Source organism: Bradyrhizobium oropedii, from assembly GCF_020889685.1.
In the GTDB taxonomy this organism is placed as follows: domain Bacteria; phylum Pseudomonadota; class Alphaproteobacteria; order Rhizobiales; family Xanthobacteraceae; genus Bradyrhizobium; species Bradyrhizobium oropedii.
The window spans coordinates 1-23324 of sequence record NZ_JACMYO010000069.1 but is presented as its reverse complement, the minus strand read 5'-3'; the positions used below and the strand labels follow the sequence as shown (position 1 = coordinate 23324).

The 23324-nt window shown below is 64.3% G+C and carries 21 protein-coding genes, 1 tRNA gene and 1 pseudogene; 16 read left to right on the top strand and 7 right to left on the bottom strand.

The window, feature by feature from the left end:
• The first annotated feature begins 40 nt into the window (after positions 1-40).
• The 4 genes from H8A95_RS20330 to H8A95_RS20315 are packed head-to-tail and all read left to right on the top strand — an operon-like array spanning position 41 to position 1817.
• The gene (locus tag H8A95_RS20330) at positions 41-355 is read left to right on the top strand and encodes an ArsR/SmtB family transcription factor (RefSeq protein WP_024581051.1); all 315 of its coding nucleotides are present in this window, start codon (positions 41-43) and stop codon (positions 353-355) included.
• A complete protein-coding gene (locus H8A95_RS20325; RefSeq protein WP_229184694.1) occupies positions 348-812 on the top strand; it encodes an SRPBCC family protein in 465 nt (154 codons plus the stop codon). Before H8A95_RS20330 ends, H8A95_RS20325 begins: the two co-directional genes overlap by 8 nt.
• Positions 805-1269: an SRPBCC family protein gene (locus H8A95_RS20320; protein WP_229184693.1), complete on the top strand. Its 465-nt coding sequence runs from the start codon at positions 805-807 to the stop codon at positions 1267-1269. Before H8A95_RS20325 ends, H8A95_RS20320 begins: the two co-directional genes overlap by 8 nt.
• 32 nt (positions 1270-1301) lie before the next feature.
• Positions 1302-1817, top strand: a complete 516-nt coding sequence (locus tag H8A95_RS20315) for an SRPBCC family protein (RefSeq protein WP_229184692.1) — start codon at positions 1302-1304, stop codon at positions 1815-1817.
• A 193-nt stretch (positions 1818-2010) separates the two neighbouring features.
• Here H8A95_RS20315 and H8A95_RS20310 read toward each other — a convergent pair whose 3' ends face one another.
• From H8A95_RS20310 to H8A95_RS20290, 5 genes are all read right to left on the bottom strand, one after another.
• Positions 2011-3621, bottom strand: coding sequence for an acyl-CoA synthetase (locus H8A95_RS20310; protein WP_229184711.1), 1611 nt, complete (start codon positions 3619-3621; stop codon positions 2011-2013).
• 57 nt (positions 3622-3678) lie between these two features.
• Positions 3679-5196 carry an FAD-dependent oxidoreductase gene (locus H8A95_RS20305; RefSeq protein ID WP_229184691.1) on the bottom strand — a complete coding sequence of 506 codons (1518 nt, stop codon included), beginning with the start codon at positions 5194-5196 and terminating at the stop codon, positions 3679-3681.
• Positions 5197-5289: 93 nt separating this feature from the next.
• Positions 5290-5757 carry a DUF1801 domain-containing protein gene (locus H8A95_RS20300; protein ID WP_229184690.1) on the bottom strand — a complete coding sequence of 156 codons (468 nt, stop codon included), beginning with the start codon at positions 5755-5757 and terminating at the stop codon, positions 5290-5292.
• Positions 5758-5878: 121 nt separating this feature from the next.
• Positions 5879-6334, bottom strand: a complete 456-nt coding sequence (locus H8A95_RS20295; protein WP_229184689.1) for a GatB/YqeY domain-containing protein — start codon at positions 6332-6334, stop codon at positions 5879-5881.
• Positions 6335-6392: 58 nt separating this feature from the next.
• Positions 6393-7094: an alpha/beta fold hydrolase gene (locus tag H8A95_RS20290; RefSeq protein ID WP_229184688.1), complete on the bottom strand. Its 702-nt coding sequence runs from the start codon at positions 7092-7094 to the stop codon at positions 6393-6395.
• Between the two features lie 161 nt (positions 7095-7255).
• On the opposite strand from H8A95_RS20290, the gene carA reads away from it, so the two are divergent.
• The 8 genes and pseudogenes from carA (at position 7256) to H8A95_RS20250 (ending at position 16112) form a co-directional block, all read left to right on the top strand.
• Positions 7256-8449 carry a glutamine-hydrolyzing carbamoyl-phosphate synthase small subunit gene (gene carA / locus H8A95_RS20285; RefSeq protein WP_229184687.1) on the top strand — a complete coding sequence of 398 codons (1194 nt, stop codon included), beginning with the start codon at positions 7256-7258 and terminating at the stop codon, positions 8447-8449.
• A gap of 162 nt (positions 8450-8611) precedes the next feature.
• Positions 8612-9055 carry a PaaI family thioesterase gene (locus H8A95_RS20280; protein WP_233287137.1) on the top strand — a complete coding sequence of 148 codons (444 nt, stop codon included), beginning with the start codon at positions 8612-8614 and terminating at the stop codon, positions 9053-9055.
• Positions 9056-9156: 101 nt separating this feature from the next.
• Positions 9157-9678, top strand: coding sequence for a cupin domain-containing protein (locus H8A95_RS20275; RefSeq protein WP_229184685.1), 522 nt, complete (start codon positions 9157-9159; stop codon positions 9676-9678).
• Positions 9679-10056: 378 nt separating this feature from the next.
• The gene (locus H8A95_RS20270; RefSeq protein WP_229184684.1) at positions 10057-10746 is read left to right on the top strand and encodes a class I SAM-dependent methyltransferase; all 690 of its coding nucleotides are present in this window, start codon (positions 10057-10059) and stop codon (positions 10744-10746) included.
• 77 nt (positions 10747-10823) lie between these two features.
• Positions 10824-10899, top strand: a tRNA-OTHER gene (locus H8A95_RS20265).
• A gap of 330 nt (positions 10900-11229) precedes the next feature.
• On the top strand, positions 11230-14694 hold the full coding sequence (gene carB, locus H8A95_RS20260; RefSeq protein ID WP_229184683.1) for a carbamoyl-phosphate synthase large subunit: 3465 nt from the start codon (positions 11230-11232) through the stop codon (positions 14692-14694).
• 197 nt (positions 14695-14891) lie between these two features.
• A complete protein-coding gene (greA, locus tag H8A95_RS20255) occupies positions 14892-15365 on the top strand; it encodes a transcription elongation factor GreA (protein WP_089025704.1) in 474 nt (157 codons plus the stop codon).
• A gap of 352 nt (positions 15366-15717) precedes the next feature.
• Positions 15718-16112 (top strand): annotated as a pseudogene (locus H8A95_RS20250) (DoxX family protein).
• A gap of 148 nt (positions 16113-16260) precedes the next feature.
• Here H8A95_RS20250 and H8A95_RS20245 read toward each other — a convergent pair.
• The gene (locus H8A95_RS20245; RefSeq protein WP_029081984.1) at positions 16261-16740 is read right to left on the bottom strand and encodes an Lrp/AsnC family transcriptional regulator; all 480 of its coding nucleotides are present in this window, start codon (positions 16738-16740) and stop codon (positions 16261-16263) included.
• A 283-nt stretch (positions 16741-17023) separates the two neighbouring features.
• Here H8A95_RS20245 and trxB point away from each other — a divergent pair, with 283 nt between their 5' ends.
• The 3 genes from trxB (at position 17024) to dapA (ending at position 20355) form a co-directional block, all read left to right on the top strand.
• Positions 17024-17989, top strand: coding sequence for a thioredoxin-disulfide reductase (gene trxB, locus H8A95_RS20240; RefSeq protein WP_229184682.1), 966 nt, complete (start codon positions 17024-17026; stop codon positions 17987-17989).
• Positions 17990-17991: 2 nt separating this feature from the next.
• Complete coding sequence (locus tag H8A95_RS20235; RefSeq protein WP_029081982.1) at positions 17992-18912, top strand: LysR family transcriptional regulator; 921 nt, start codon at positions 17992-17994, stop codon at positions 18910-18912.
• Positions 18913-19440: 528 nt separating this feature from the next.
• Positions 19441-20355, top strand: coding sequence for a 4-hydroxy-tetrahydrodipicolinate synthase (dapA, locus tag H8A95_RS20230; RefSeq protein ID WP_229184681.1), 915 nt, complete (start codon positions 19441-19443; stop codon positions 20353-20355).
• A 203-nt stretch (positions 20356-20558) separates the two neighbouring features.
• On the opposite strand, the gene H8A95_RS20225 is transcribed toward dapA, so the two are convergent.
• Positions 20559-22946 carry a heavy metal translocating P-type ATPase gene (locus H8A95_RS20225; protein WP_338027895.1) on the bottom strand — a complete coding sequence of 796 codons (2388 nt, stop codon included), beginning with the start codon at positions 22944-22946 and terminating at the stop codon, positions 20559-20561.
• A gap of 65 nt (positions 22947-23011) precedes the next feature.
• Here H8A95_RS20225 and H8A95_RS20220 point away from each other — a divergent pair, with 65 nt between their 5' ends.
• On the top strand, positions 23012-23287 hold the full coding sequence (locus tag H8A95_RS20220; RefSeq protein ID WP_163155172.1) for a metal-sensitive transcriptional regulator: 276 nt from the start codon (positions 23012-23014) through the stop codon (positions 23285-23287).
• The last annotated feature ends 37 nt before the right edge of the window (positions 23288-23324 follow it).

Sequence of the window (23324 nt, the reverse complement as noted above, 5' to 3'; positions counted from 1 at the left end):
CTCTTGACATGCAACCATCTGGTTGCCTATTATCCGCCCCATGGATGAAGTCTTCAAAGCCCTCGCGGATGCCTCACGGCGCACGCTGCTTGACCGGCTTCACGATCAGAACGGGCAGACGCTCGGCGAGCTCTGCGACGGCCTCGACATGACGCGTCAGGCCGTCACCAAGCACCTTGGGATTCTCGAGGAGGCCAACCTCGTCACCACGATCAAGCATGGCCGCGAGAAGCTGCATTACCTCAACCCGGTTCCGATCCATCAGATCGGCGAGCGGTGGATCAGGAAGTTCGAGCGCGGGAAACTTGCCGCGCTCAGCGAATTGAAAAGACAATTGGAGAAGCGTGATGAGTAAACCGGACTACGTCTACGTCACCTATATCGAGACCACGCCGGAAAAGCTGTGGGACGCGCTGACATCGAGCGAATTCACCGAACGGTTCTGGTTCGGCTATCGCGCGACCTCCGACTGGAAGGTCGGCTCACCCTATGATTTGGCCAAGAACGGCAGTCGCGCGGTGCAGGGCGAAGTGCTGATCGCCGATCCGACGAACAAGCTCGCCTATAGCTGGGATGTGGTGAAGGAAGGCGTCGAGCGCGAGCAGGTCTCGCGCGTGACCTTCGACATCGAACCGCGCGGCGGGGTTACCAAGCTGACCGTGACACATGACAATCTCGGCCCCAAGACGCTGCGCGACATTTCCGGCGGCTGGCCGATGGTGATCGCCAGCCTGAAGAGCTTCCTCGAGACCGGACGCGAACTGCCGGCCGACCTGCCCACCAGCGGCGCAAAGGAGACGTCCCATGCCTAAGCCGGAATTCGTCTACGTCACCTACATCGAGACCACGCCCGAGAAGCTGTGGGACGCGCTGACATCGAGCGAGTTCACGCAGCAATACTGGTTCGACACCGAGCTCAGGTCGAACTGGACCGTCGGTGCGCCGGTGGCGCTGGTGATGAACGGCAAGGTCACCGACACCGGCGAGATCCTCGAGTTCGACCGGCCGCGCCGCCTCGCCTACACGTTCAAGCACGAGGCCGATCCTGAAATGCGCAAGGAGCCGGCGACCAAGGTCGTCCTCACGCTCGAACCATTTGGCAGCGTCGTGAAGCTGACCGTCACGCATGACGGCTTCGGCGTGGGCAGCAAGCTGTTCGAGGGCATCTCCAACGGTTGGCCGGTGATCCTGTCCGGGCTCAAGAGCCTGCTCGAGACCGGCAAGGTGTTCAGGATCGCGCCCGAGACGCTCGGGCTCGACTGCGCCTAGCCATGAAGATCTATCGAAGGACACGTGCGGACATGAACATCGAGAAATTCAAACCGGCGATCGTCTACGCGATCTACATCGCCTCGACGCCGGAGAAGGTATGGCAGGCACTGACGAACGCCGAACTCAGCCGGCAGTATTTTTCCGGCAACGCGGTCGAGGTCGATCTTCGGGTCGGCGGTGCCTACATCGTGCGCACGCCCGACGGCGCGCTGCACATCTCCGGCGAGGTGATCGAGTGCGATCCCCAGAAGCGGCTGACCGTCACCTTCAACGTCAACTGGCCGCAGCTCGTCGAAACGCTTGGGCCGACGCTCGTCACTTACGAGATCGAGCAAGCCGGCGACGGCGTGAAGCTGACCTTGCTGCAATCGCATGACCGCCCGATCAGCGACGACATCCTGTCCGGCGGCCGGACCGGCTGGCCGGCGATCCTCTCCAGCCTGAAGAGCCTGCTGGAGACCGGCAAGGCCATGGTGATACCGATGCAGCCGCCGCCGCGCATGCTGGCCGCGCTGAAGGAATTGGGAATCCCGATGCCGGGGTGAGGTTGGCGCACAAGTCGCCGCATACTCCGCTGTCGTCCCTGCCTAGTGCGCAATTGCGCACGGGAGCAGGGACCCATAACCACCGCTCATCGTGGCGGAGCACGCTGGAGCCACAGCGTCGCGCAACAATAAACAGCTGTGGTTATGGGTCCCGGATCGCGCTTCGCTTGTCCGGGACGACAGTCGAAAGAATCTAGCCCAGCGCCCGCAGCTCGCGCCGCAGCACCTTGCCCGTCGCCGTCATCGGCAGGCTGTCGGCGAACTGCACGAAGCGCGGATATTCGTGGGCGGCGAGCTGGACCTTGACGAACTCCTGGATCTCGCGCGCCAGTGCATCGCTCGGCGCATAGCCCGGCCGCAGCACGATCCAAGCCTTGATCGATTCGGTGCGGATCGGATCGGGAATGCCGACCACCGCCGACATCGCGACCGCCGGATGCTTCATCAGCGTGTGCTCGATCTCGGACGGGCCGACGCGATAGCCGGCGGTGGTGATGACATCGTCCTCGCGGCTGACGTACCAGAAATAGCCGTCCTCATCCTGCACTCCGAGATCGCCGGTCAAAAGGAATTCGCCGGCATACTTCTTCGCGGTCGCCTCGGGATTGCGCCAGTACTCGATCATCGTGCACGGGCAGGGCTGCCGCACGCCGATGATACCGCGCTGTCCGCGCGGCAGCTCCTCGCCCTTGTCGTTGACGATGCGGACGTCGAAGCCCGGCGTCGCGCGGCCCATCGAGCCCGGCCGGATCGGAAACAGGTTGGAGTTGCTGCCGATCACGAGATTGCATTCGGTCTGGCCGAACACCTCATGGGCATCGATGCCGAAGGTCTCGCGCACCCAGCCGAGCAATTCGCCGCCGAGCGACTCGCCGCCGGTGAAGATGCTGCGCAGCTTGACGCCCGAATTCCTCACATCGGCCTGCCGCATCAGCTTCAGCGCGGTCGGCGGCAGGAACACATTGCGGATGCCGAGTTCAGCCATCATCTGCATCGCCGCCTGCGGCTCGAACTTGCGGGCGCGGTGACCGACCATCGGAATGCCGTGGTACCAGAACGCGAACAGGCCGTTGATCAGACCGCCGATCCAGGCCCAATCGGCCGGCGTCCACATCAGGTCGCCCGGGCGGGGCAGGAAGTTGTGGCACATCTCGACATTGGGCAGGTGGCCGAGCACGACGCGATGCGCATGCAGCGCGCCCTTCGGATTGCCCGTGGTGCCGGAGGTGTAGATGATCAGCGCGGGATCGTCGGCCGACGTGTCGACAGTGGCGAATTCCAGGGGCGCCGATTTGATCGCGCCCCAAAACGGCTTGGTGCCGGCCGGCGTCTTCTCGCCGACGATATAGACGTTCTTCAAGTCGGGCAGGCGATCGCGGATCTTTGCGATCTTCTCCCAGCCGGCCTCATCGGTGATGACGGCCTTCGCCGCCGAGTTGGACAGGCGGAATTCGAGCGCGTCCTCGCCGAACAGCGCGAACAGCGGGATCGAGATCAGGCCCGCACGGAACGCCGCGAGATGCGCGACCGGCAGTTCGAGCGACTGCGACAGGAACACCGCGACGCGGTCACCGCGGACCAGGCCGTCGGCGGTCAGCACATTGGCGAAGCGGCGCGACGCATCTGCGACCGCGTCGAACGAGGTGCGCGTGGTGCCGCCCTCCTCGTCGACATAGACCAGCGCAAGCCGGCCGGTGCCGTCGGCATGGCGGTCGCAGCAAGCGGTCGCCATGTTGAAGCGCGCGGGAACGTCCCAGCGGAAGTTGCGGTAGAGCTCGTCGTAGGTCTTGGCATCCTGAAGCATGGCGGCAGAGTAGACCATCGCCGTCAGACCACAAACCCTCCTTGAGGGGGAAAGCGGTCAGGCCGCGCGCTGCATTGCGAACTCGACCTTGAGGCTTTCGAGGTCGCGGTAGATCGACGCGGCTGCGAGCACGCGCCCGCCGCGCTTGTAGCGGAGCATGCAATCCCTGCCGGCAATACTGCCATCCACCGCGATCTCATCCCACTGCTCGGCGTGGCCGACATAATTGATCGGCACGTCGTAATGCTGGCTCCAGAAAAACGGCACCGCATCGAACACCTCGCGCTGCCCAAGCATATTCCGCGCAACGGTCTGGCCCTGGCGCTCAGCCACCCCCCAGTGCTCGACCCGGATATTCTCGCCGCCGTGCGGATCGGGCCAGCGCGCAATGTCGCCGGCCGCGTAGATGCCGGAAACGCTGGTCTCGAGATAGGCGTCCACCTTCACCCCGTGATCAATCGCGAGCCCGGCCCCTTCCGCCAGCGCCAGCCGCGGCTTCACACCGACACCGAGCACGACGAGGTCGGCATCGAGCACGGGCCCGCTCTTCAGGCGCGCGCTTTTGCCTTCGATCGCGGTCACGGTGTCACCAAGGTGGAAGGCGACACCATGCTCTTCGTGCAGCGCACGGACGAAATCGCCCATCTCAGGCCCAAGCACGCGCTCCAGCGGCCGCTGCTCCAGCCCGACCACGTGAACCTCGATCTCCCGCGCGCGCAACGAGGCCGCAACTTCGAGCCCGATGAAACTTGCACCGATCACGACCGCGCGGCGCGCGCCGTCGGCCGAGGCGATGATCGCCCGGCAATCGTCGAGGGTGCGCAACACATGAACGTGGGGCTGGTCCGCCCCCGGGATCGGCAGCCGCACCGGCTCCGCGCCGGTCGCCAGCAGCAGCCGGTCATACCTGAGCGCTTCGCCGCCGGCGAGCACGACATTGCGCCGGCCGGTGTCGATCGATTTGACCTCGGTCTTGAGTCTCAGATCGATCGCCGCGTCCGTGTAGAAATTATCCGGCTTCAGCGGCAGCCAGTCTTCCGGCGCGCTGCCGGCGAGGAAGTCCTTTGACAGGTTCGGCCGATCCACCGGCGGCGCGTCCTCGCCGCTCAGCATCACGATGCTGCCGCGATAGTCCTGCCGTCGCAGCATCTCGGCGGCGGCAAAGCCCGCCGCGCCGCCGCCGACAATCACGATCCTGCCGGGCGCATCGACCGGGCCCTTGATGCGGGGTTTCGGCTGCTCGCGCTTCTCACGCACGATGATGCGATCGCCCTCGCGCTCGACCTTCCAGACCGAGAGCGGATTGAAGGCGGGCGCGGCGACCGCTTCGCCGGTGCGAATGTCGAAGCAGGCGTGATGCCACGGGCAATGGACCGTCTCGCCCTCGACCAGGCCGTCGGCAAGCGGGCCGTGGTAGTGGCTGCAATGTGCGTCGATCGCGAAGATATCCGCCCCCGAGCGCACCAGCAGCACGTCCTCGTCACCGACATGGCCGAGCAACATCGTGCCCGGGAATTCGGCGAGTGCGACACCTTGTGTCAGATCCGGACCGGAAGGAGCTTGCTGATCGGCCATGGCCTGTCTCCAGTTTATCCAGAACCTCACCCCGAGAGCGCCGCCTTCGCGGAGCCTTGCACGGGTCCTCGGCGCCTCCTAGGCAGACTGATCTCAGCTGCCCTGCATATAGCGGACCGGGTTCTCCTGATCCGCCTTGAAGATATCGGCGGCCTCGGCGAACAGCGCCGCCACCGCAGACGCCTTCAGATCAACAAACGTCTCGAAGCTGAAATTGTTGCCGCCCGCCCGCAATTCGCCGAGCGTGCCGGCGTAGCAGGACACCAGCGGCTTGCCGCCGCGGGTCACCGCGACATAGACGCTGATGTAGTTCTTCTGCAGCGCCAGCCCGATCACGGGCCAGACCGCCGTCTTGCCGGACTTGATGGCGTAGCGAAACTGGCCGTAGCCGATTATGTTCATGCGCATGCCGGCCTCACCGGCCGGAGAGCCCGCATGGAAGTGGCGCTGGAGCGACGGCGCCGCCTTCCGCATCACCGCATGCACTTGTTCGAGATCCGCGGTGCGGGCCGGATCAAAGGCGAGATAGGCTTCCAGACTGTCCGCGGCGACACGAAACATCGGAAGCCTCCGCTGCCAAAGGGCGGGTCATGCGTAGCCCGGATGAAGCGAAGCGTAATCCGGGACCTCACCGAACCGACGACTTACCCGGATTTCGCTTCGCCGCATCCGGGCTACGAGATCAAGACGACAGCGCCGCCTTGACGAGGCCGCTGGCCTTGCCGAAATCCATCTGGCCGGCGTACTTCGCCTTCAAGGCGCCGATCACCTTGCCCATGTCCTTGATGCCGGCCGCATTGGTCTCGGCGATGATGGCCGCAATCGCGGCCTTCACGTCGTCGTCCGACATCTGCTTCGGCAGGTAGGCGGTGATCACGGCGATCTCCGCGCGCTCCTGATCGGCGAGCTCGGCGCGGCCGCCCTTGTCGTAGAGCTCGACCGATTCCTGGCGCTGCTTGATCATCTTCTGCAAGAGGCCGAGCAGATCGGCATCCGAGAGTGGCGGCTTGCCCTGCCCGCGCGCGTCGATGTCGGCGTTCTTGATGGTCGAATTGACCATGCGCAGCGTGGAGAGCTTGCGCTCATCCTTCGCCTTCATCGCTTCCTTGACCGCAGTGTTGATGTCGTCGCGCAGCATTCTGGTGTCCTTAAGCCGGTAATCACTTCATGTAAGCAGTTTGGCGCCGCAGAACAACCTAAGTCCGCAACCACTCAACCAGCGCATCGGCACAGGCCACGGGCTGCTCCAGCTGCGGCAGGTGACCGCAATTGGGGATCACAACGAGCTTGGCCCCGGGAATGCCGTTGGCCATCTCGTCCGACAGCAAATTCGGTACGGTGTTGTCGGTGTCCGACGTCAGCACCAGCGTCGGGCACTTGATCCAGGCCATGCTCGGCCGCGAATCCGGACGGCTGAGCACCGCGTTTTGCTGGCGGATGAAGGCCTCGGCACCGACGTCCTCGCTCATGTCGTCGACGATCCGGCGCAGGCCTGCATCGCCCTGTCGCGACGGATGCACGAAGCCCGGAAACAGCTCGTCGACCACGCTGCGATACTGACCGCTCTTGGCGCGCTCGATCATGCCGCGGCGGCGTGCGGTTGCCTCCGGCGTGTCGGCCCGCGCCTGGGTGCTCATCAGCGCCAGTTTCGCGACCCGCTCGGGCGCCTGCCGCATGATCTCGAAGGCGATGTAGCCGCCCATCGAGTGCCCGGCGAGCGCAAAGCGCGGCGGCGCCTCGGCCAGGATCCGACGGGCGATCGCCCCCATATTGTCGTCCCTGACATGGTTGGCGACGGTGACCGGCCCGCACCGCCACAGCGCCGGGAGGACCGGGGCAAAAATCCGCGGCGAGCAGATGAGGCCCGGTACGAGCAGGATCGGCATCGAATTATCCATGCGGGAGCTCCGGACCGGGTCATTTTCGGCAAGCAAACGGCCGCTTCAAGGAACTTTAGATTAAAAGGCCGTTCCGGCCTGTCAAATCGACTGGGATTGCCGTGTGAATCCGTGCCCTTTCGCTTTGACGCCGCAGGGTGCGGCGACTATTTAAAGGGCTCATGACAACCCCCGAAAACGCTCCCGCCTGGCCGGACCACAAACCGACCGCGCTCCTTGTGCTCGCCGATGGTACCGTGCTGGAAGGCTTCGGTCTCGGCGCGGAAGGCCACGCCGTCGGCGAGGTCTGCTTCAACACCGCGATGACCGGCTATGAGGAGATCCTCACCGATCCGTCCTATGCCGGCCAGATCATCACCTTCACCTTCCCGCATATCGGCAATGTCGGTACCAACGAGGAAGACATCGAGACGGTGAACATGGCCGCGACACCCGGCGCGCGCGGCGTGATCCTGCGCTCGGCGATCACCGACCCGTCGAATTACCGCGCCACCCGCCATCTCGACCAATGGTTGAAGGCGCGCGGCATCATCGGCCTCTCCGGCATCGACACCCGCGCGCTGACCGCGCTGATCCGCTCCAAGGGCATGCCCAACGCTGTCATCGCGCACGCGAAAAGCGGTGAGTTCGACCTGCACGGCCTGAAGGAAGAGGCCCGCGAATGGCCCGGCCTCGAAGGCATGGACCTGGTGCCGATGGTCACCTCCGGCCAGCGTTTCACCTGGGATGAGACGCCCTGGGCGTGGGGCACGGGCTTTGGCCGGCAGACCGCGCCGGAATTCAACGTGGTCGCGATCGACTACGGCATCAAGCGCAACATCCTGCGCCTGCTCGCCGGCGTCGGCGCCAAGGTGACCGTGGTGCCGGCGATGACGGCGGCCGAGGACATCCTGGCGATGAAGCCGGACGGCGTGTTCCTGTCGAACGGTCCCGGCGATCCCGCCGCCACCGGCAAATATGCCGTGCCCGTCATCCAGAAGGTGATCGCTTCGGGGACGCCGACCTTCGGCATCTGCCTCGGCCATCAGATGCTCGGCCTCGCCGTCGGCGCCAAGACCATGAAGATGCATCAGGGCCATCACGGCGCCAATCATCCCGTCAAGGACGAGACCACCGGCAAGGTCGAGATCACCTCGATGAACCACGGCTTTGCGGTGGATCAGGCGACGCTGCCTGCCGGCGCGACGCAGACCCATATCTCGCTGTTCGACGGCTCCAATTGCGGCATCGCGCTCGACGGCAAGCCGGTGTTCTCGGTGCAGTATCATCCCGAGGCCTCGCCCGGACCGCGCGACTCGCACTATCTGTTCCAGCGCTTCGCCGATCTGATGCGGCAGAAGAAGAGCGCGGCTTAACACTCCGTCATTGCGAGGAGCGCAGCGACGAAGCAATCCATCTATCCCCGCATGGAGCGATGGATTGCTTCGTCGCTGCGCTCCTCGCAATGACGGAGATATCTCCCAGTGACCGACAGCTCTCCCCCAAAGCCCGAATACGGCGTCTCCTCGCTGGCGGTGATGGCGTCGATGCCGGGGCTCGACTTCGTGCGCGGCATCTTTGCCCGCACCTTGCCGGAGCCGCCGATCATGGAGACGGTCGAACCGTTCGACTGCTCAGCCGAGACCGGCCATGTGGTGATCCACAGCATCCCCGGCCTGCGCCACTACAACCCGATCGGCTCCGTGCATGGCGGCTACGCCGCGATCCTGCTGGATTCCGCGATGGGGCTCGCGGTGCAGACCACGCTGCCGCAGGGTTTCGGCTACACCACGCTGGAGTTCAAGATCTCCTTCGTCCGCGGCATGAGCCAGGACACCGGCACGATCCGCACCGAAGGCCACGTCCTCAACGCCGGCCGCCGTGTTGCAACCGCCGAAGCACGCATCACCGACGACAAGGGCAAGCTGCTCGCGCATGCGACCACGACCTGCCTGGTGTTCGAGCTGCCCAAAGGAACCTGATGAGGACAAGCTGGAGCTCGACCATTTCAGGAGGAACGCGGCACGCTGACAACGGGTTGCTGCACGGATAATCTTTCGCTCAGACGCGCCGGAGGGTCACGATGTCCGCAGTCAAAGCCGGGGCCGAGCCGCTTGCCATCGTCTTCGAGGACGACGGGCTGGTGCCGAACAATCCGATGCCGTTCCTGGTTTACAAGGGCACGGTCGATGTCGGCAAAAATCCCGAGGCCACGATCGAGCAGTTGTTCGGCAAGAATGGCTGGGACGCGATGTGGCGCAACGGCGTCTACGACTTCGCGCATTACCATGCCACCGTGCATGAGGTGCTCGGCGTCGCCCGCGGCAGCGCGCGCGTGCAGTTCGGCGGCGAGCACGGGCGAGCACTCGAGATCGCAGCCGGCGACGTCGCGATCCTGCCGGCCGGTACCGGGCATCAGTGCCTGTCGACCAGCGATGATTTTTGCGTGGTCGGCGCCTATCCGCCGGGACCGCCGATGGATCTGCTGCGGCCGACGCCGCAGAACCACACAAAGGCGCTGAAGACGATTCCGCTGGTCGCGATCCCCGCGACCGATCCAGTGATGGGCAGCAATGGGCCGCTGGTGCGGTTGTGGAAGCGTTGATGTTTCAGCGCGCGCTGTCGCCCTCCTTCTTGCGTTGTGGGATAGGGTGAGTTCTACGCCGCGTTGTTGTTCAGCAACAAATAGCAATCATTGAGATGCCGGGGCCGGCGCCGAAAATTCCAGGTGAAAATTCCAGGTGAAAATTCCACGTGAATGCTCTTGGTCGTCAGGCAAGGCGCAAAAAGCGTCGGCCGGATGCGTGTTGAGAGAGCTCGATATCGCGAGAGATCTTATCCGTCCGGGCTTTGCTCACGTTGGACGTTCCTGTTAGGAACTCCCGTATTTCGGCGCATTGAACATTAGCCGCCGGACCGCTAACGCATCATCAGTTCACCCGTTCCTGAGGTCAGGAACCCGTTCTGCCGGATACCAAACGCGATGGATGAATGGATCGATTATTACGATTCCACACATACGATTTATGCGAGCCGACTGCACCGCGACCTGCATTTCCAGGTCATCGCAAACGACATCATCGGCTACATCACCTCGCCTGACGCCGTGGTGCTCGACTATGCGTGCGGCGAGGCGTTGTCGGCGGCGAAGGTCGCCAATGCCTGCACCCAGCTCTATCTGGCGGAGCCCGCGCCCGGTGTACGCGGCCGCCTGGTCGCGCGCTTTGCACCCGACACCAGGATCCGCGTCCGCTCGCTCGATGATCTGAAGCACATGGACGCCGACTCGATCGACCTCGTGGTGATGAATTCGGTGGCGCAATACATGACGCCGCAGGAGCTCGACAACGCATTCGACGTGATCCATCGCCTGCTGAAACCCTCGGGCCGTTTCGTGCTCGGCGACATCCTGCGGCCCGAAGTCGGCATGATCAGGGACGTCGTCGCACTGCTGCGGTTTGCGGCGGCCCACGGCTTCCTGCGCGATGCGCTGGTCGGGCTCGCCTCGACGGCATTGTCCGATTACCGGCAGCTGCGCACCAAGATCGGACTACAGCGCTACCGCGAGGACGAGATGATCAAAAAGCTCGGCGCCGCCGGCTTCAGCGCCACGCGCGCGCCGCGCAACATCGGGCACAATCCGTGGCGGATGACATTCGTGGCGCACCATTGATCAGGGGTTGTACAAGATATTAGGGTTAACCAAAAGTAAACGTAGCGGACCCTGAAATAATCAGCAATGATCCACTCGGCCCGGTGGCGGAAGCGTCGACGCGGCAGTGGTGCAACACTGTTTATCCTGGTTCAAATCCAGGCCGGGCCTCCAGCCTTCGCTGCTGACGCAGCTTCGGCTCGGCAAGCCGTCTCATGGCGAAGGCTGCCGCGGCGTAGCCCGCAGGGCGAAGCCGGGCCCCCGGACAAGCCACTCCCCGCCCCCTGAGCACCCCCAACCGGGCATACGTCGAATGAGCCATTTCCCCCAGAATCGCGGTTGATTGGGCATTTTTGGGGGTTTCGCAGGTGCGGAAACTGGTCTAAAGACCTCCCGCGCGCGAGGGATCGCGCTTCCCGCGCTACAAACATGTAGCGCAGGGCTCGAGGGACGCGCGGGAAGCGCGCCCTTTTTTTGTGCCCAAATTCCAGTCCGCGAGAGCTGATGCCCAAAAGAACCGACATCTCCACCATCCTGATCATCGGCGCCGGTCCCATCGTGATCGGCCAAGCCTGCGAATTCGACTATTCCGGCACGCAGGCGGTGAAGGCTCTGAAGGAGGAGGGTTACCGCGTCGTCCTCGTCAATTCCAATCCGGCCACCATCATGACCGATCCGGAACTGGCGGACGCCACCTATATCGAACCCATCACATCCGAAATCGTCGGCAAGATCATCGAGAAGGAGCGCCACGTCATACCGGGCGGCTTCGCGCTGTTGCCGACCATGGGCGGCCAGACCGCGCTGAACTGCGCGCTGTCGTTGCGCCGTCAGGGCACGCTCGACAAGTTCGACGTCGAGATGATCGGCGCAACCGCCGATGCGATCGACAAGGCCGAGGATCGCCAGCTGTTCCGCGAGGCCATGACCAAGATCGGGCTGGAGACGCCAAAATCGCGGCTCGCCAACGCCTCGGCGCTGAAGAAGTCCTACCGCGACAAATACCTCGCCGAGCGCGAGAAACTGTCCGGCGCGGCGCTGGAAGAGCTCGAGCGGCAGTGGACGCTCGGTGAGAACGACCGCCGTAAACGCTATCAGGAGCACGCCTTCGGCGAGGCGCTGATGGCGCTGTCCGAGATCGGCCTGCCCGCGATCATCCGTCCCTCCTTCACCATGGGCGGCACCGGCGGCGGCATTGCCTACAACAAGGAAGAGTTCCTCGACATCATCGAGCGCGGGCTCGACGCCTCTCCGACCAACGAGGTGCTGATCGAGGAAAGCGTGCTCGGCTGGAAAGAGTACGAGATGGAGGTGGTGCGCGATAAGAAGGACAATTGCATCATCATCTGCTCGATCGAGAACCTCGATCCGATGGGTGTGCATACCGGAGATTCCATCACCATCGCGCCGGCGCTGACGCTGACCGACAAGGAATACCAGGTCATGCGCGACGCCTCGCTGGCGGTGCTGCGCGAGATCGGGGTCGAGACCGGCGGCTCCAACGTCCAGTTCGGCATCAACCCGGTCGACGGCCGCATGGTCGTGATCGAGATGAATCCGCGCGTGTCGCGCTCGTCGGCGCTTGCATCGAAAGCCACCGGCTTCCCGATCGCAAAGGTCGCGGCCAAGCTCGCGGTCGGCTACACGCTCGACGAAATCGCCAACGATATCACCGGCGGCGCCACGCCCGCCTCGTTCGAGCCGACCATCGACTACGTCGTCACCAAGATTCCGCGCTTTGCATTCGAGAAATTCCCCGGCGCCTCCTCCACGCTGACGACTTCGATGAAGTCGGTCGGCGAAGTGATGGCGATCGGCCGCACCTTCCAGGAAAGCCTGCAGAAGGCCCTGCGCGGGCTCGAGACCGGGCTGACCGGCCTCGACGAAATCGAGATCGAGGGGCTCGGCCGCGGCGACGACAAGAACGCGATCCGCGCCGCGCTCGGCACGCCGACGCCGAACCGCATCCTGCAGGTCGCGCAGGCGATGCGGCTCGGCTGGACCGACGAGGAGATCTTCAACTCCTGCAAGATCGACCCCTGGTTCCTCGCGGAGATGCGCGCCATCGTCGAGATGGAGGACAAGGTCCGCAACAACGGCCTGCCGCCGAACGCGTTCGGAATGCGGACGCTGAAGGCGATGGGCTTCTCGGATGCGCGGCTCGCCGTGCTGACGGAAAGCACCGAGGCCGACGTCACCGCCAAGCGCCACGCGCTCGGGGTGCGCCCGGTGTTCAAGCGCATCGACACCTGCGCGGCGGAGTTCGCTTCGCCCACCGCCTACATGTATTCGACCTATGAGCGGCCGTTCGCCGGCGAGCTCGCCGACGAGAGCGCGCCGTCGGACCGCAAGAAGGTGATCATTCTCGGCGGCGGGCCGAACCGCATCGGCCAGGGCATCGAGTTCGACTATTGCTGCTGTCACGCCTGCTTCGCGCTCGAGGACGCCGGCTACGAGACCATCATGGTCAACTGCAATCCGGAGACGGTGTCGACCGACTACGACACCGCCAATCGGCTGTATTTCGAGCCGCTCACCGCCGAGGACGTGCTGGAGATCATCGCGACCGAGCGCAAGAACGGCACCCTGCATGGCGTGATCGTGCAGTTCGGCGGCCAGACCCCGCTGAAGCTTGCCCGCGCGCTCGAAGCCGCCGACGTGCCGATCCTCGGCACCTCGCCTGACGCGATCGACCTCGCCGAGGACCGCGACCGCTTCAAGCGCGTGCTCGACAAGCTCCGTCTCAAGCAGCCGAAGAACGGCATCGCCTATTCGGTCGAGCAGGCCCGCCTGGTCGCCGCCGATCTCGATTTGCCGCTGGTCGTGCGTCCGTCCTACGTGCTCGGCGGCCGCGCGATGCAGATTATCCGCGAGGAGACCCAGCTCAACGATTACCTGCTGGGAACGCTGCCCGAACTCGTGCCCGCCGACGTCAAGGCACGCTATCCGAACGACAAGACCGGGCAGATCAACACCGTGCTCGGCAAGAACCCGCTGCTGTTCGACCGCTATCTGTCCGATGCGACCGAAGTCGACGTCGACTGCCTCTGCGACGGCAAGGACACCTTCATCGTCGGCATCATGGAGCACATCGAGGAAGCCGGCATCCACTCCGGCGACTCCGCCTGCTCGCTGCCGCCGCATTCGCTCGACGCGAAGACGATCGAGGAGCTGGAGCGGCAGACCCGCGAGCTCGCGCTCGGCCTCGACGTGGTCGGCCTGATGAATGTGCAATACGCCATCAAGGACGGCGAGATCTACGTGCTCGAGGTCAACCCGCGCGCGTCACGCACCGTGCCGTTCGTCGCCAAGGTGATCGGCACCCCGGTCGCCAAGATCGCGGCGCGGATCATGGCCGGCGAGAAGCTCGCCGACTTCAAGCTGAAGAAGAAGAAGCTCGACCATGTCGGCGTGAAGGAATCGGTATTCCCGTTCGCCCGCTTCCCCGGCGTCGACACCGTGCTCGGACCGGAGATGCGTTCGACCGGTGAAGTGATGGGCCTCGACCGCTCCTTCGAGGTCGCGTTCGCCAAGAGCCAGCTCGGCGGCGGCACGCGCGTGCCGCGGCAGGGCACGGTGTTCGTCTCGGTGCGTGGCGACGACAAGATGCGCATCGCGGATGCGGTGCGGCTGCTGCACTCGCTCGGCTTCAAGGTGATGGCAACCTCGGGCACGCAACGCTATCTCAGCGACAACGGCGTGCCGACGGAAAAGGTCAACAAGGTGCTCGAAGGCCGTCCGCATATCGTCGATGCCATCACCAATGGCGACGTCCAGCTGGTCTTCAATACCACCGAAGGTCCGCAGGCACTGGCCGACAGCCGTTCGCTGCGGCGGGCTGCCCTCTTGCATAAAGTGCCATATTACACCACTCTTTCAGGCGCGGTGGCGGCCGCACGGGGGATCCGGGCCTATCGGGACGGGGACCTTGAGGTCCGCACGCTTCAGAGTTACTTTTCCGAAAACTGACCGCTGCCTGGGCTAAAGGCCCGGCGCGGTCAATTAGCCGAATGGCTGGAACTCACCGCGCGCTTGGATGTTGTCACGGCCCTTAGCGGGGCCGAAAATCACTGGGCTTCCGGGCGCGCTTGCGTCCTGATTCCTGCGTTAGCTGAACTGGATATTCGTGCACGGCCGCCGGGCGCGCACGATGAAGGACGAAGATGATGGATAAGGTTCCGATGACCGCGGGTGGATACGCCGCGCTGACGGACGAGTTGAAGCGACGCCAGTCGGAGGATCGTCCGCGCATCATCGAACACATTGCGGAAGCGCGCTCGCATGGCGATCTCTCGGAGAACGCCGAGTATCACGCCGCCAAGGAAGAGCAGTCGCACAACGAAGGCCGCATCGCCGAGCTCGAGGACAAGCTCGCGCGCGCCGACATCATCGACATCTCGAAACTGTCCGGCGACACCATCAAGTTCGGCGCGACCGTGACGCTGATCGACGAGGACACCGAGAAGAAGGCGGTGTGGCAGATCGTCGGCGAGGTCGAGGCCGACGCCAAGAAGGGCCGCATCTCCATCACCTCGCCGCTGGCGCGCGCGCTGATCGGTAAGAAGAAGGGCACCACCGTCGAAGTGATGGCGCCGGGCGGCGCCAAGGCCTACGAGATCACCAAGGTCGAGTGGCGGTAGTTACTTCCATGTGACTGGTGCAAAAAGGCCGCGTCCTGCACGCGGCTTTTTTTGTGCCCGCGTTTTCCCCGCGTCTGACAGCAATGTGAGTGGAGAGCGGGTACACGGCATACTAGTGAGGCCGTGACATGTTTATGCAGTATAATCATGTCGGGGGACGGCACTCGGGTGAATGATTGCGTCGCAACATGCATCGCTGCGCGTCACCGTGTCACCGTCGCATTCCTTCGCGACGGCCATCGCGCGAGGAATGATTCCAGACACAAGGTGTTGACATCACACTCGGGTGGCGGACACCGTGTGTTTCTGCATCGTGCAACGTTCCAGCATGTCAAACAGGGGGTAAATGACAATGGACCAGACACTATCCAAGCTTCAGCCGCTGGCGCTCAGCCTGTTTCGATTCATCACAGGGCTGCTGCTGTTTCAGTTTGGCGTCGCCAAGCTTTTCAAATTCCCGCCCGGAACGATGTTCGAGAAAGTCGAACTGTTCTCATTGATCGGAGCAGCCGGCACGCTCGAACTGATCCTGGGCGGGCTGCTGATGATCGGCCTTTTCTCGCGGATCGTGGCCTTCATCCTGGCAGGCGAAATGGCCTTCGCCTACTTCATGGGCCATTTCCCCAAAGGCTTCTATCCGCTGCTCAACAACGGCAGTCTTGCAATCGCATTCTGCTTTGCTTGCCTGTATCTCGCGACCTCGGGCCCGGCCCGATCAGCGTCGACGCTGCAATGGGCAAGAGGTAACGACTCCAAGCGAGTCTCACCTAACCGACAACAACGATGTCATTCCGGTCTGGTGCGCAAGCACCAGACCTCAGATGCGCGCATCGGGGAATCTCGAGATTCCGGATTCGATGCTGACGCATCGCTCCGGAATGACGGGCTCCGCCCGTCAGCCCGCAGCCTTCAGTCCGAGCGGCACCGCGGCTTCGTATTTCGAATTGTGCAGCACCAGCGACGTCCTGACATTGCGCACATGCGGCGCGGCCGTCAGATGGGTGACGAAGTCCTGGAACGTCGCCATGTCGGGGGCGACGCATTTGAGGATGAAATCGACCTCGCCCGACAGCATCCAGCATTCCCGCACCAGCGGCTCGGCGCGCACGAAATTCTCGAAGGCGCGCAGGTCGGCGTCGGCCTGGCTCGACAGATGCACCGAGGCGAACACCGTGACGTCGTAGCCGAGGCGGCGCGGATCGAGCAGGCCGCGATATCCCTGGATGTAGCCTTCCTCTTCCAGCGCCCGGACCCTGCGCAGGCAGGGCGGCGGCGAGATCCCGACGCGTTTGGCGAGTTCCACGTTGGTGATTCGGCCATCGGCCTGGATCTCGGCGAGGATTTTGAGGTCGATCTCGTCAAGGTTCTTCGACACGCGACTACAGTTCCCCTGGGGTTTGGAAGGTTTGGCAAGTCTGCCGGCAACTCTCATAGCCCAGCCAGCCGGCATTGCGCAATTTTATTGCGCGTGCAGCGCATGATTTCGCGAATGTGACTTCAGTTCCGGGGAAAAATCGCTGCCATGGATTGCAATTCTTGCATAGCTACCCAGATATCCTAGACTTGGATTTGACACTTTTGGCGCCGCCGTGACCTGCTTCCGGGGCGCTTCCCGCACAAGTCCCTGATCAAAATCCCCAAAACAGAGGGATCTCAAAATGCCCGCGCCTACCCATGCCAAGGTCGTCATCATCGGGTCCGGCCCCGCCGGTTACACCGCAGCGATCTACGCGGCGCGCGCGATGCTCGAACCGATCCTGATCCAGGGCATTCAGCCGGGCGGGCAGCTCACCATCACCACCGACGTGGAGAACTATCCCGGCTTCGCCGACGTGATCCAGGGCCCCTGGCTGATGGAGCAGATGGAGAAGCAGGCGGCCCATGTCGGCACCAAGATCGTCACCGATCTCGTCACCAAGCTGGAACTCGGTCAGCGGCCGTTCCGCCTGACCTGCGATTCCGGCGACGTCTATCTCGCCGAGTCGGTCATTCTCGCCACTGGCGCCCAGGCGCGCTGGCTCGGTCTTCCGTCGGAAGAGAAGTTTCAGGGCGGCGGCGTGTCGGCCTGCGCGACCTGCGACGGCTTCTTCTACCGCGGCAAGGAGGTCGTGGTGGTCGGCGGCGGCAACACCGCGGTCGAGGAAGCGCTGTACCTGACCAATCATGCCTCGCAAGTCACCATCGTGCATCGCCGCAATCATTTCCGCGCCGAGCGCATCCTGCAGGAGCGGCTGTTCAAGCATCCCAAGATCAAGGTGGTGTGGGATTCCGCGATCGACGAGATCTGCGGGTCGGAGAACCCGAACAAGGTCACCCATGTGCGGCTCAAGAACGTCAAGACCGGCGCACTGACCGACCTCAAGACCGACGGCGTCTTCGTCGCGATCGGCCATGCGCCGGCGACGGAGCTCGTCAAAGGCCAGATCAAGCTGAAACCGTCGGGCTATGTCGAGGTGGCGCCGAATTCCACGGCGACTTCGGTGCCCGGCCTGTTCGCCGCCGGCGACGTGGCGGACGAAACCTTTCGGCAGGCGGTCACCGCCGCCGGCCTCGGCTGCATGGCAGCGCTCGAGGCCGAACGCTTCATTGCTCTTCGCGCGAGCGATCGCGCAGCGGCGGAATAATCATGGCACGCTCTCGCGACGGATTTACGGATATGGATTGGGACAAGCTGAAGGTCTTTCACGCGGCGGCGGAGGCTGGCAGCTTCACGCATGCCGGCGAGCAGCTTGGCCTGTCGCAATCGGCGGTCTCCCGCCAGGTCAGCGCACTGGAGCAGGAGCTCTCGGTCTCGCTGTTTCACCGCCATGCCCGCGGCCTGATCCTCACCGAACAGGGCGACCTGCTGTTCCGCACCGCGCATGACGTGTTCATGCAGTTGCAGGCGGCGCGCGCAAAGCTCACCGACAGCCGCGAGCGGCCGAGCGGCGATCTCAAGATCACGACGCCGCCGGCGCTCGGCATCAACTGGCTGATCCCGCGGCTCGACGAGTTCGTCGCGCTCTATCCGGACATCCGGATTTCGCTGATCGTCACCGACGAGGACCTCGACCTGTCGATGCGCGAGGCCGACGTCGCGATCCGCACCCGCAAGCCGACCCAGCCCGACCTGATCCAGCGCAAGCTGTTCTCGATCGGCTTCCATGCCTATTGCTCGCCGGAATACATCAAGCGCTTCGGCACGCCGCGGACGCTCGACGATCTCGACTCGCACCGCATCATCATGCTCGGCGACTCGCAGGTGCCGCCGCATCTGCAGAACCGCAGCTGGTTGATCGATGCCGGCCGCAACGGATCCGGTCCGCGCGAGCCCTACTTCAAGGTCAACAACATCCTCGGCCTCGTGCGCGCCTGCCAGCAGGGCCTCGGCATCGCCGCGCTGCCGGACTATCTGGTCGAACAGAACAACCTCGTGCAGCTGTTCGGCGAGTCCGACTCGATCGCGCTCGACACCTACTTCGTCTATCCGGAAGAGCTGAAGACAGTGGCCCGGGTGCAGGTGTTCCGCGACTTCGTGGTCAGCAAGGCGCAGCGCTGGCCGTCCTGATTAAGCCGGCCTTATAGGGCGCGTTTATAGGGATATCGGTGCTGCCCCCGGTCTCCGCATGACTGACATGCGACCTGGATAGTTGCTGCATGCCATCGATGGGGATCATAGTGTTGACACGCTGAGCGGTCGCGTCGCGCATATGTCCCCCTCCTCCAGTGGCGCGGAAGTTCAGTAATCCCTCTTGGAAGGTGATTGTGTCGGCCTCACGTGGCCAATACCTTAAGCCGGGCTCACTTGAGCCCGGCTTTTTTTCATACGCATGTCTTTTCACCCACATGTCATGCAAAAACGTACCGCACGCCCCGGTCAGCATGTGCATTGACAACAACCTCGCAGCGCAGCATCATCGACCCATGATCACGACTTCGTGCGCCGCTCTCTCGTCGAAAAAAGCTCCCCTCCCGGGGACACGAGATCGCGCGCGATAAGATCACCTTCGCATTCAAACCGATCCCGAAACCCCGCCGCCTGGACGGGGTTTTTTGTTGGTCCCGTCTCCGGCTTTGCCTTCCCAGGAGATGGAACATGACTGACCTACACCAGCAATTGCAGGGCCTCTGGCTGCCCCTGATCACGCCGTTCCGCGGCGGCGAGCTCGATGCCACGTCGCTGCGCCGCCTCGTGCGACACTATTCCAGCGGCCCTGTCGACGGGTTCATCCTCGGTGCAACCTCCGGTGAAGGCATGGCGCTGAGCACCGATGAGCTGGAGGGGCTGGTCAGCGTCGTGCTCGACGAGCTCAGTGCCAACTCCCGCCATATGCCGGTCTGTCTCGGGCTCTCCGGCGCGTCCACGGCCCGGATGAAGGAAGCGCTGGATGACACGGCCGACTGGCCGATCAACGGCTATCTGATCGCAAGCCCTTATTACACCAGACCCTCGCAACGCGGCCTCGTGCAGCACTTCAACGCACTGGCCGATCACGCGTCGTGGCCGATCGTGCTCTACAACATTCCCTATCGCACGGCGGTGAACCTGACCAACGAGACGCTGCTGGCGCTCGCGGAACATCCGAACATCGCCGGCATGAAGGATTGCTGTGCCGATCGCGCGCAGTCGATCGACTTCCTCAACCGCCGGCCGGAAGGCTTCCGCGTGCTGACGGGTGAGGATGCGCAGACCTTCGATGCGCTCTCGGACGGCGCCGACGGCGCGATCCTGCTGTCCGCGCATCTGGAGACCAACACCTTCGCTTCGATCCGCACGCTGCTGCGGCAAGGCAACCGCGACGCGGCGCTGGCCGCCTGGCAAAGCGTCGTCGGCCTGACCCGGCTGCTGTTCGCCGAACCGAGCCCGGCGCCGGCCAAGCACTGGCTGTGGCGGCAGGGGCTGATCGACAGTCCCGAGGTGCGGCTGCCGATGGTCGAGGTGAGCGAAGATCTCGCGACCTGGCTCGACGCCGAGATGGAGCGGCGCGCGCAGCTGCTGCTGCCGGCGTGAGGCTTGTTCTCCCTCGCCCCGCTCTCTTGTCCGCCGAAGCCCACCTTCGGGCGAAGGCGGATGCGGGGAGAGGGTCGGGGTGAGGGGCTGCTTCCGCAAAAGACTCAAAGTTGAATTCGCGGAGACGCCCCCTCACCCGGACCGCATTTCGCTTCGCTCCATGCGATCCGACCTCTCCCCGCACGCGGGGCGAGGTAAGAAGCTCAGTCGAGCTTCACCCTCGACAGCCGCAGCGCGTTGCCGATCACGCTGACCGAGGACAGCGCCATCGCAGCCGCGCCGACCATCGGCGACAGCAGGATGCCGAACAACGGATACAGCACGCCGGCCGCAATCGGCACGCCGGCGGCGTTGTAGACGAACGCGAACGCCAGGTTCTGGCGGATGTTGAGCATGGTCGCGACCGACAATCGCCGCGCGCGGACGAGGCCCATCAGGTCGCCGGTAAGCAGCGTGATCCCTGCGCTTTCGATCGCGACGTCGGTGCCGCCGCCCATCGCAATGCCGACGTCGGCCGCGGCAAGCGCCGGCGCATCGTTGACGCCGTCGCCGGCCATCGCGACGGTGCGGCCTTCGCCGCGCAGCCGTTGCACGACCTCGCTCTTGCGCTCCGGCAGCACGCCGGCCTCGACCTCGTCGATGCCAAGCGTCTTCGCAACCGCGCGCGCGGTGGTCTCATTGTCGCCGGTCAGCATCACGATGCGCAGACCCTCGGCGCGCAGCGCCTGCAACGCGTTGGCTGCCGACGGCTTCACCGGATCTGCGATCGCGATCACGCCGGCAACACGGCCATCGACCGCGACGTAGATCGCGGTTGCACCGTCCCGCCGCGCGGCCTCGGCAGCCTGGTCCAACTCCGCCGTCGCAATCTTCAGATCGCCCATCAGCACGGCGTTGCCGAGCGCAACCTGCTTGCCGTCGACCATGCCGGTCGCGCCCTTGCCCGAGGGCGAGGCAAAGTTGCTAACGGCGGAAGATGCGAGCTTGCGCTCCTTGGCAGATGCGATGATCGCCTGCGCCAGCGGATGCTCGCTACCCTGCTCCACGCTGGCAGCAAGGCGTAGCAAGTCGCTCTCGTCGACGGCAGCAATGATGCGCACGACCTTCGGCTTGCCCTCGGTGAGCGTACCGGTCTTGTCGATGACAAGGGTGTCGATCGCCTCCATCCGCTCCAGCGCCTGCGCGTCGCGGATCAGGATGCCCGAATGCGCACCGCGGCCGACACCAACCATGATCGACATCGGTGTGGCCAGCCCGAGCGCGCAGGGGCAGGCGATGATCAGCACCGTGACGGCGGCGACCAATGCAAAGGTCAGGCGCGGCTCGGGGCCGAACACCGACCAGGCGATGAAGGCGAGCACGGCAGCGGCGATCACCGCCGGCACGAACCAGCCGGCGACGCGATCGGCGAGCCGCTGGATCGGCGCGCGCGAGCGCTGCGCCTTCGCCACCATGTCGACGATCCGCGACAGCATGGTGTCGCGGCCGACCTTCTCGGCGCGCATCACAAGACCGCCGCTCTGGTTGACGGTGCCGCCGATCACGGTGGCGCCTTCGGCCTTCGTCACCGGCATCGATTCACCTGTCACCATGGATTCGTCGATGACGGCACGGCCCTCGATGACGACGCCGTCGACCGGAACCTTCTCGCCGGGGCGCACGCGCAGGCGATCGCCGACCTTGATCGCGTCGATGTCGATATCCTCGTCGCCATGTTCGGTGATGCGCCGCGCGGTCTTGGGCGCAAGCCCGAGCAGCGCACGGATCGCGCCGGAAGTCTGCGCGCGGGCGCGCAATTCGAGCACCTGGCCGAGCAACACCAGCACCGTGATCACGGCCGCCGCCTCGAAATACACCGCGACCGCGCCATGCATGTCGCGGAATGCCGGCGGGAACAGTTGCGGCGCCAAGGTCGCAACCACGCTGTAGACGTAGGCAACGCCGGTACCCATCGCGATCAGCGTGAACATGTTGAGATTGCGGGTGACGAGCGACTGCCAGCCGCGCACGAAGAACGGCGCGCCGGCCCACAGCACCACCGGCGTCGCCAGCACGAACGAGATCCAGTTCGACCGGCCCATCGGCACCAGATGCATCAGCCCGAGATGACTGCCCATCTCGAGCACGAACACCGGCAAGGTCAGCGCGAGCCCGATCCAGAATCGCCGCGTCATGTCGATCAGCTCAGGATCGGGTCCATCGTCGAGCGAGACCTGCTCGGGCTCCAGCGCCATGCCGCAGATCGGGCAGCTGCCGGGACCGACCTGGCGCACCTCGGGGTGCATCGGGCAGGTGTAGATCGTGCCCGCAGGCGCCGGCGGCTCCGGTTCGCGCGGCTTGAGGTACTTGTCCGGCTCGGCCTCGAAGCGCTCGCGGCAACGGCCGCTGCAGAACAGGTACTCCTCGCCCTTGTAGCTGAAGCGGTGCTTGGCGGTCGCCGGGTTGACCTTCATGCCGCAGACCGGATCGATCGCGAACGCTGCTTCCGCCGGCGTCGTGTCGTGATCATGCTTGCCGCCGCAGCAGGAATGCCCGGCCGCGCCATGATGGTGATGATCCGCGTGCGAATGGTCGTGCTTTGCCTGTGCCACGAAACTCTTCCCGGCCGGTATTCCGGCCTCTTGATTTACATACCCTAGGGGGGTATATGAGACCTATGAGAGACGACGTCAAGACATCCTGTTTAAAACGCCTCAAACGGATCGAGGGTCAGATCCGCGGGTTGGGCGCCATGGTCGAGGAAGACCGCTATTGCATCGACGTGGTGACGCAGATCGCGGCCGCGCGCGCGGCGCTACGCCGCGTCGAGGAAGAGGTCCTGCGCGATCATGTGGCTCATTGCGTCGAGCATGCGATCTCGTCCGGCGACAAGGCCGACCAGCGGCGCAAGATCGCCGAGCTGATGGACGTGATCGGGCGGGCGGATCGCTAATTGCTTCCAACGGAAGCGAGAGCGGCGTCGCATACTC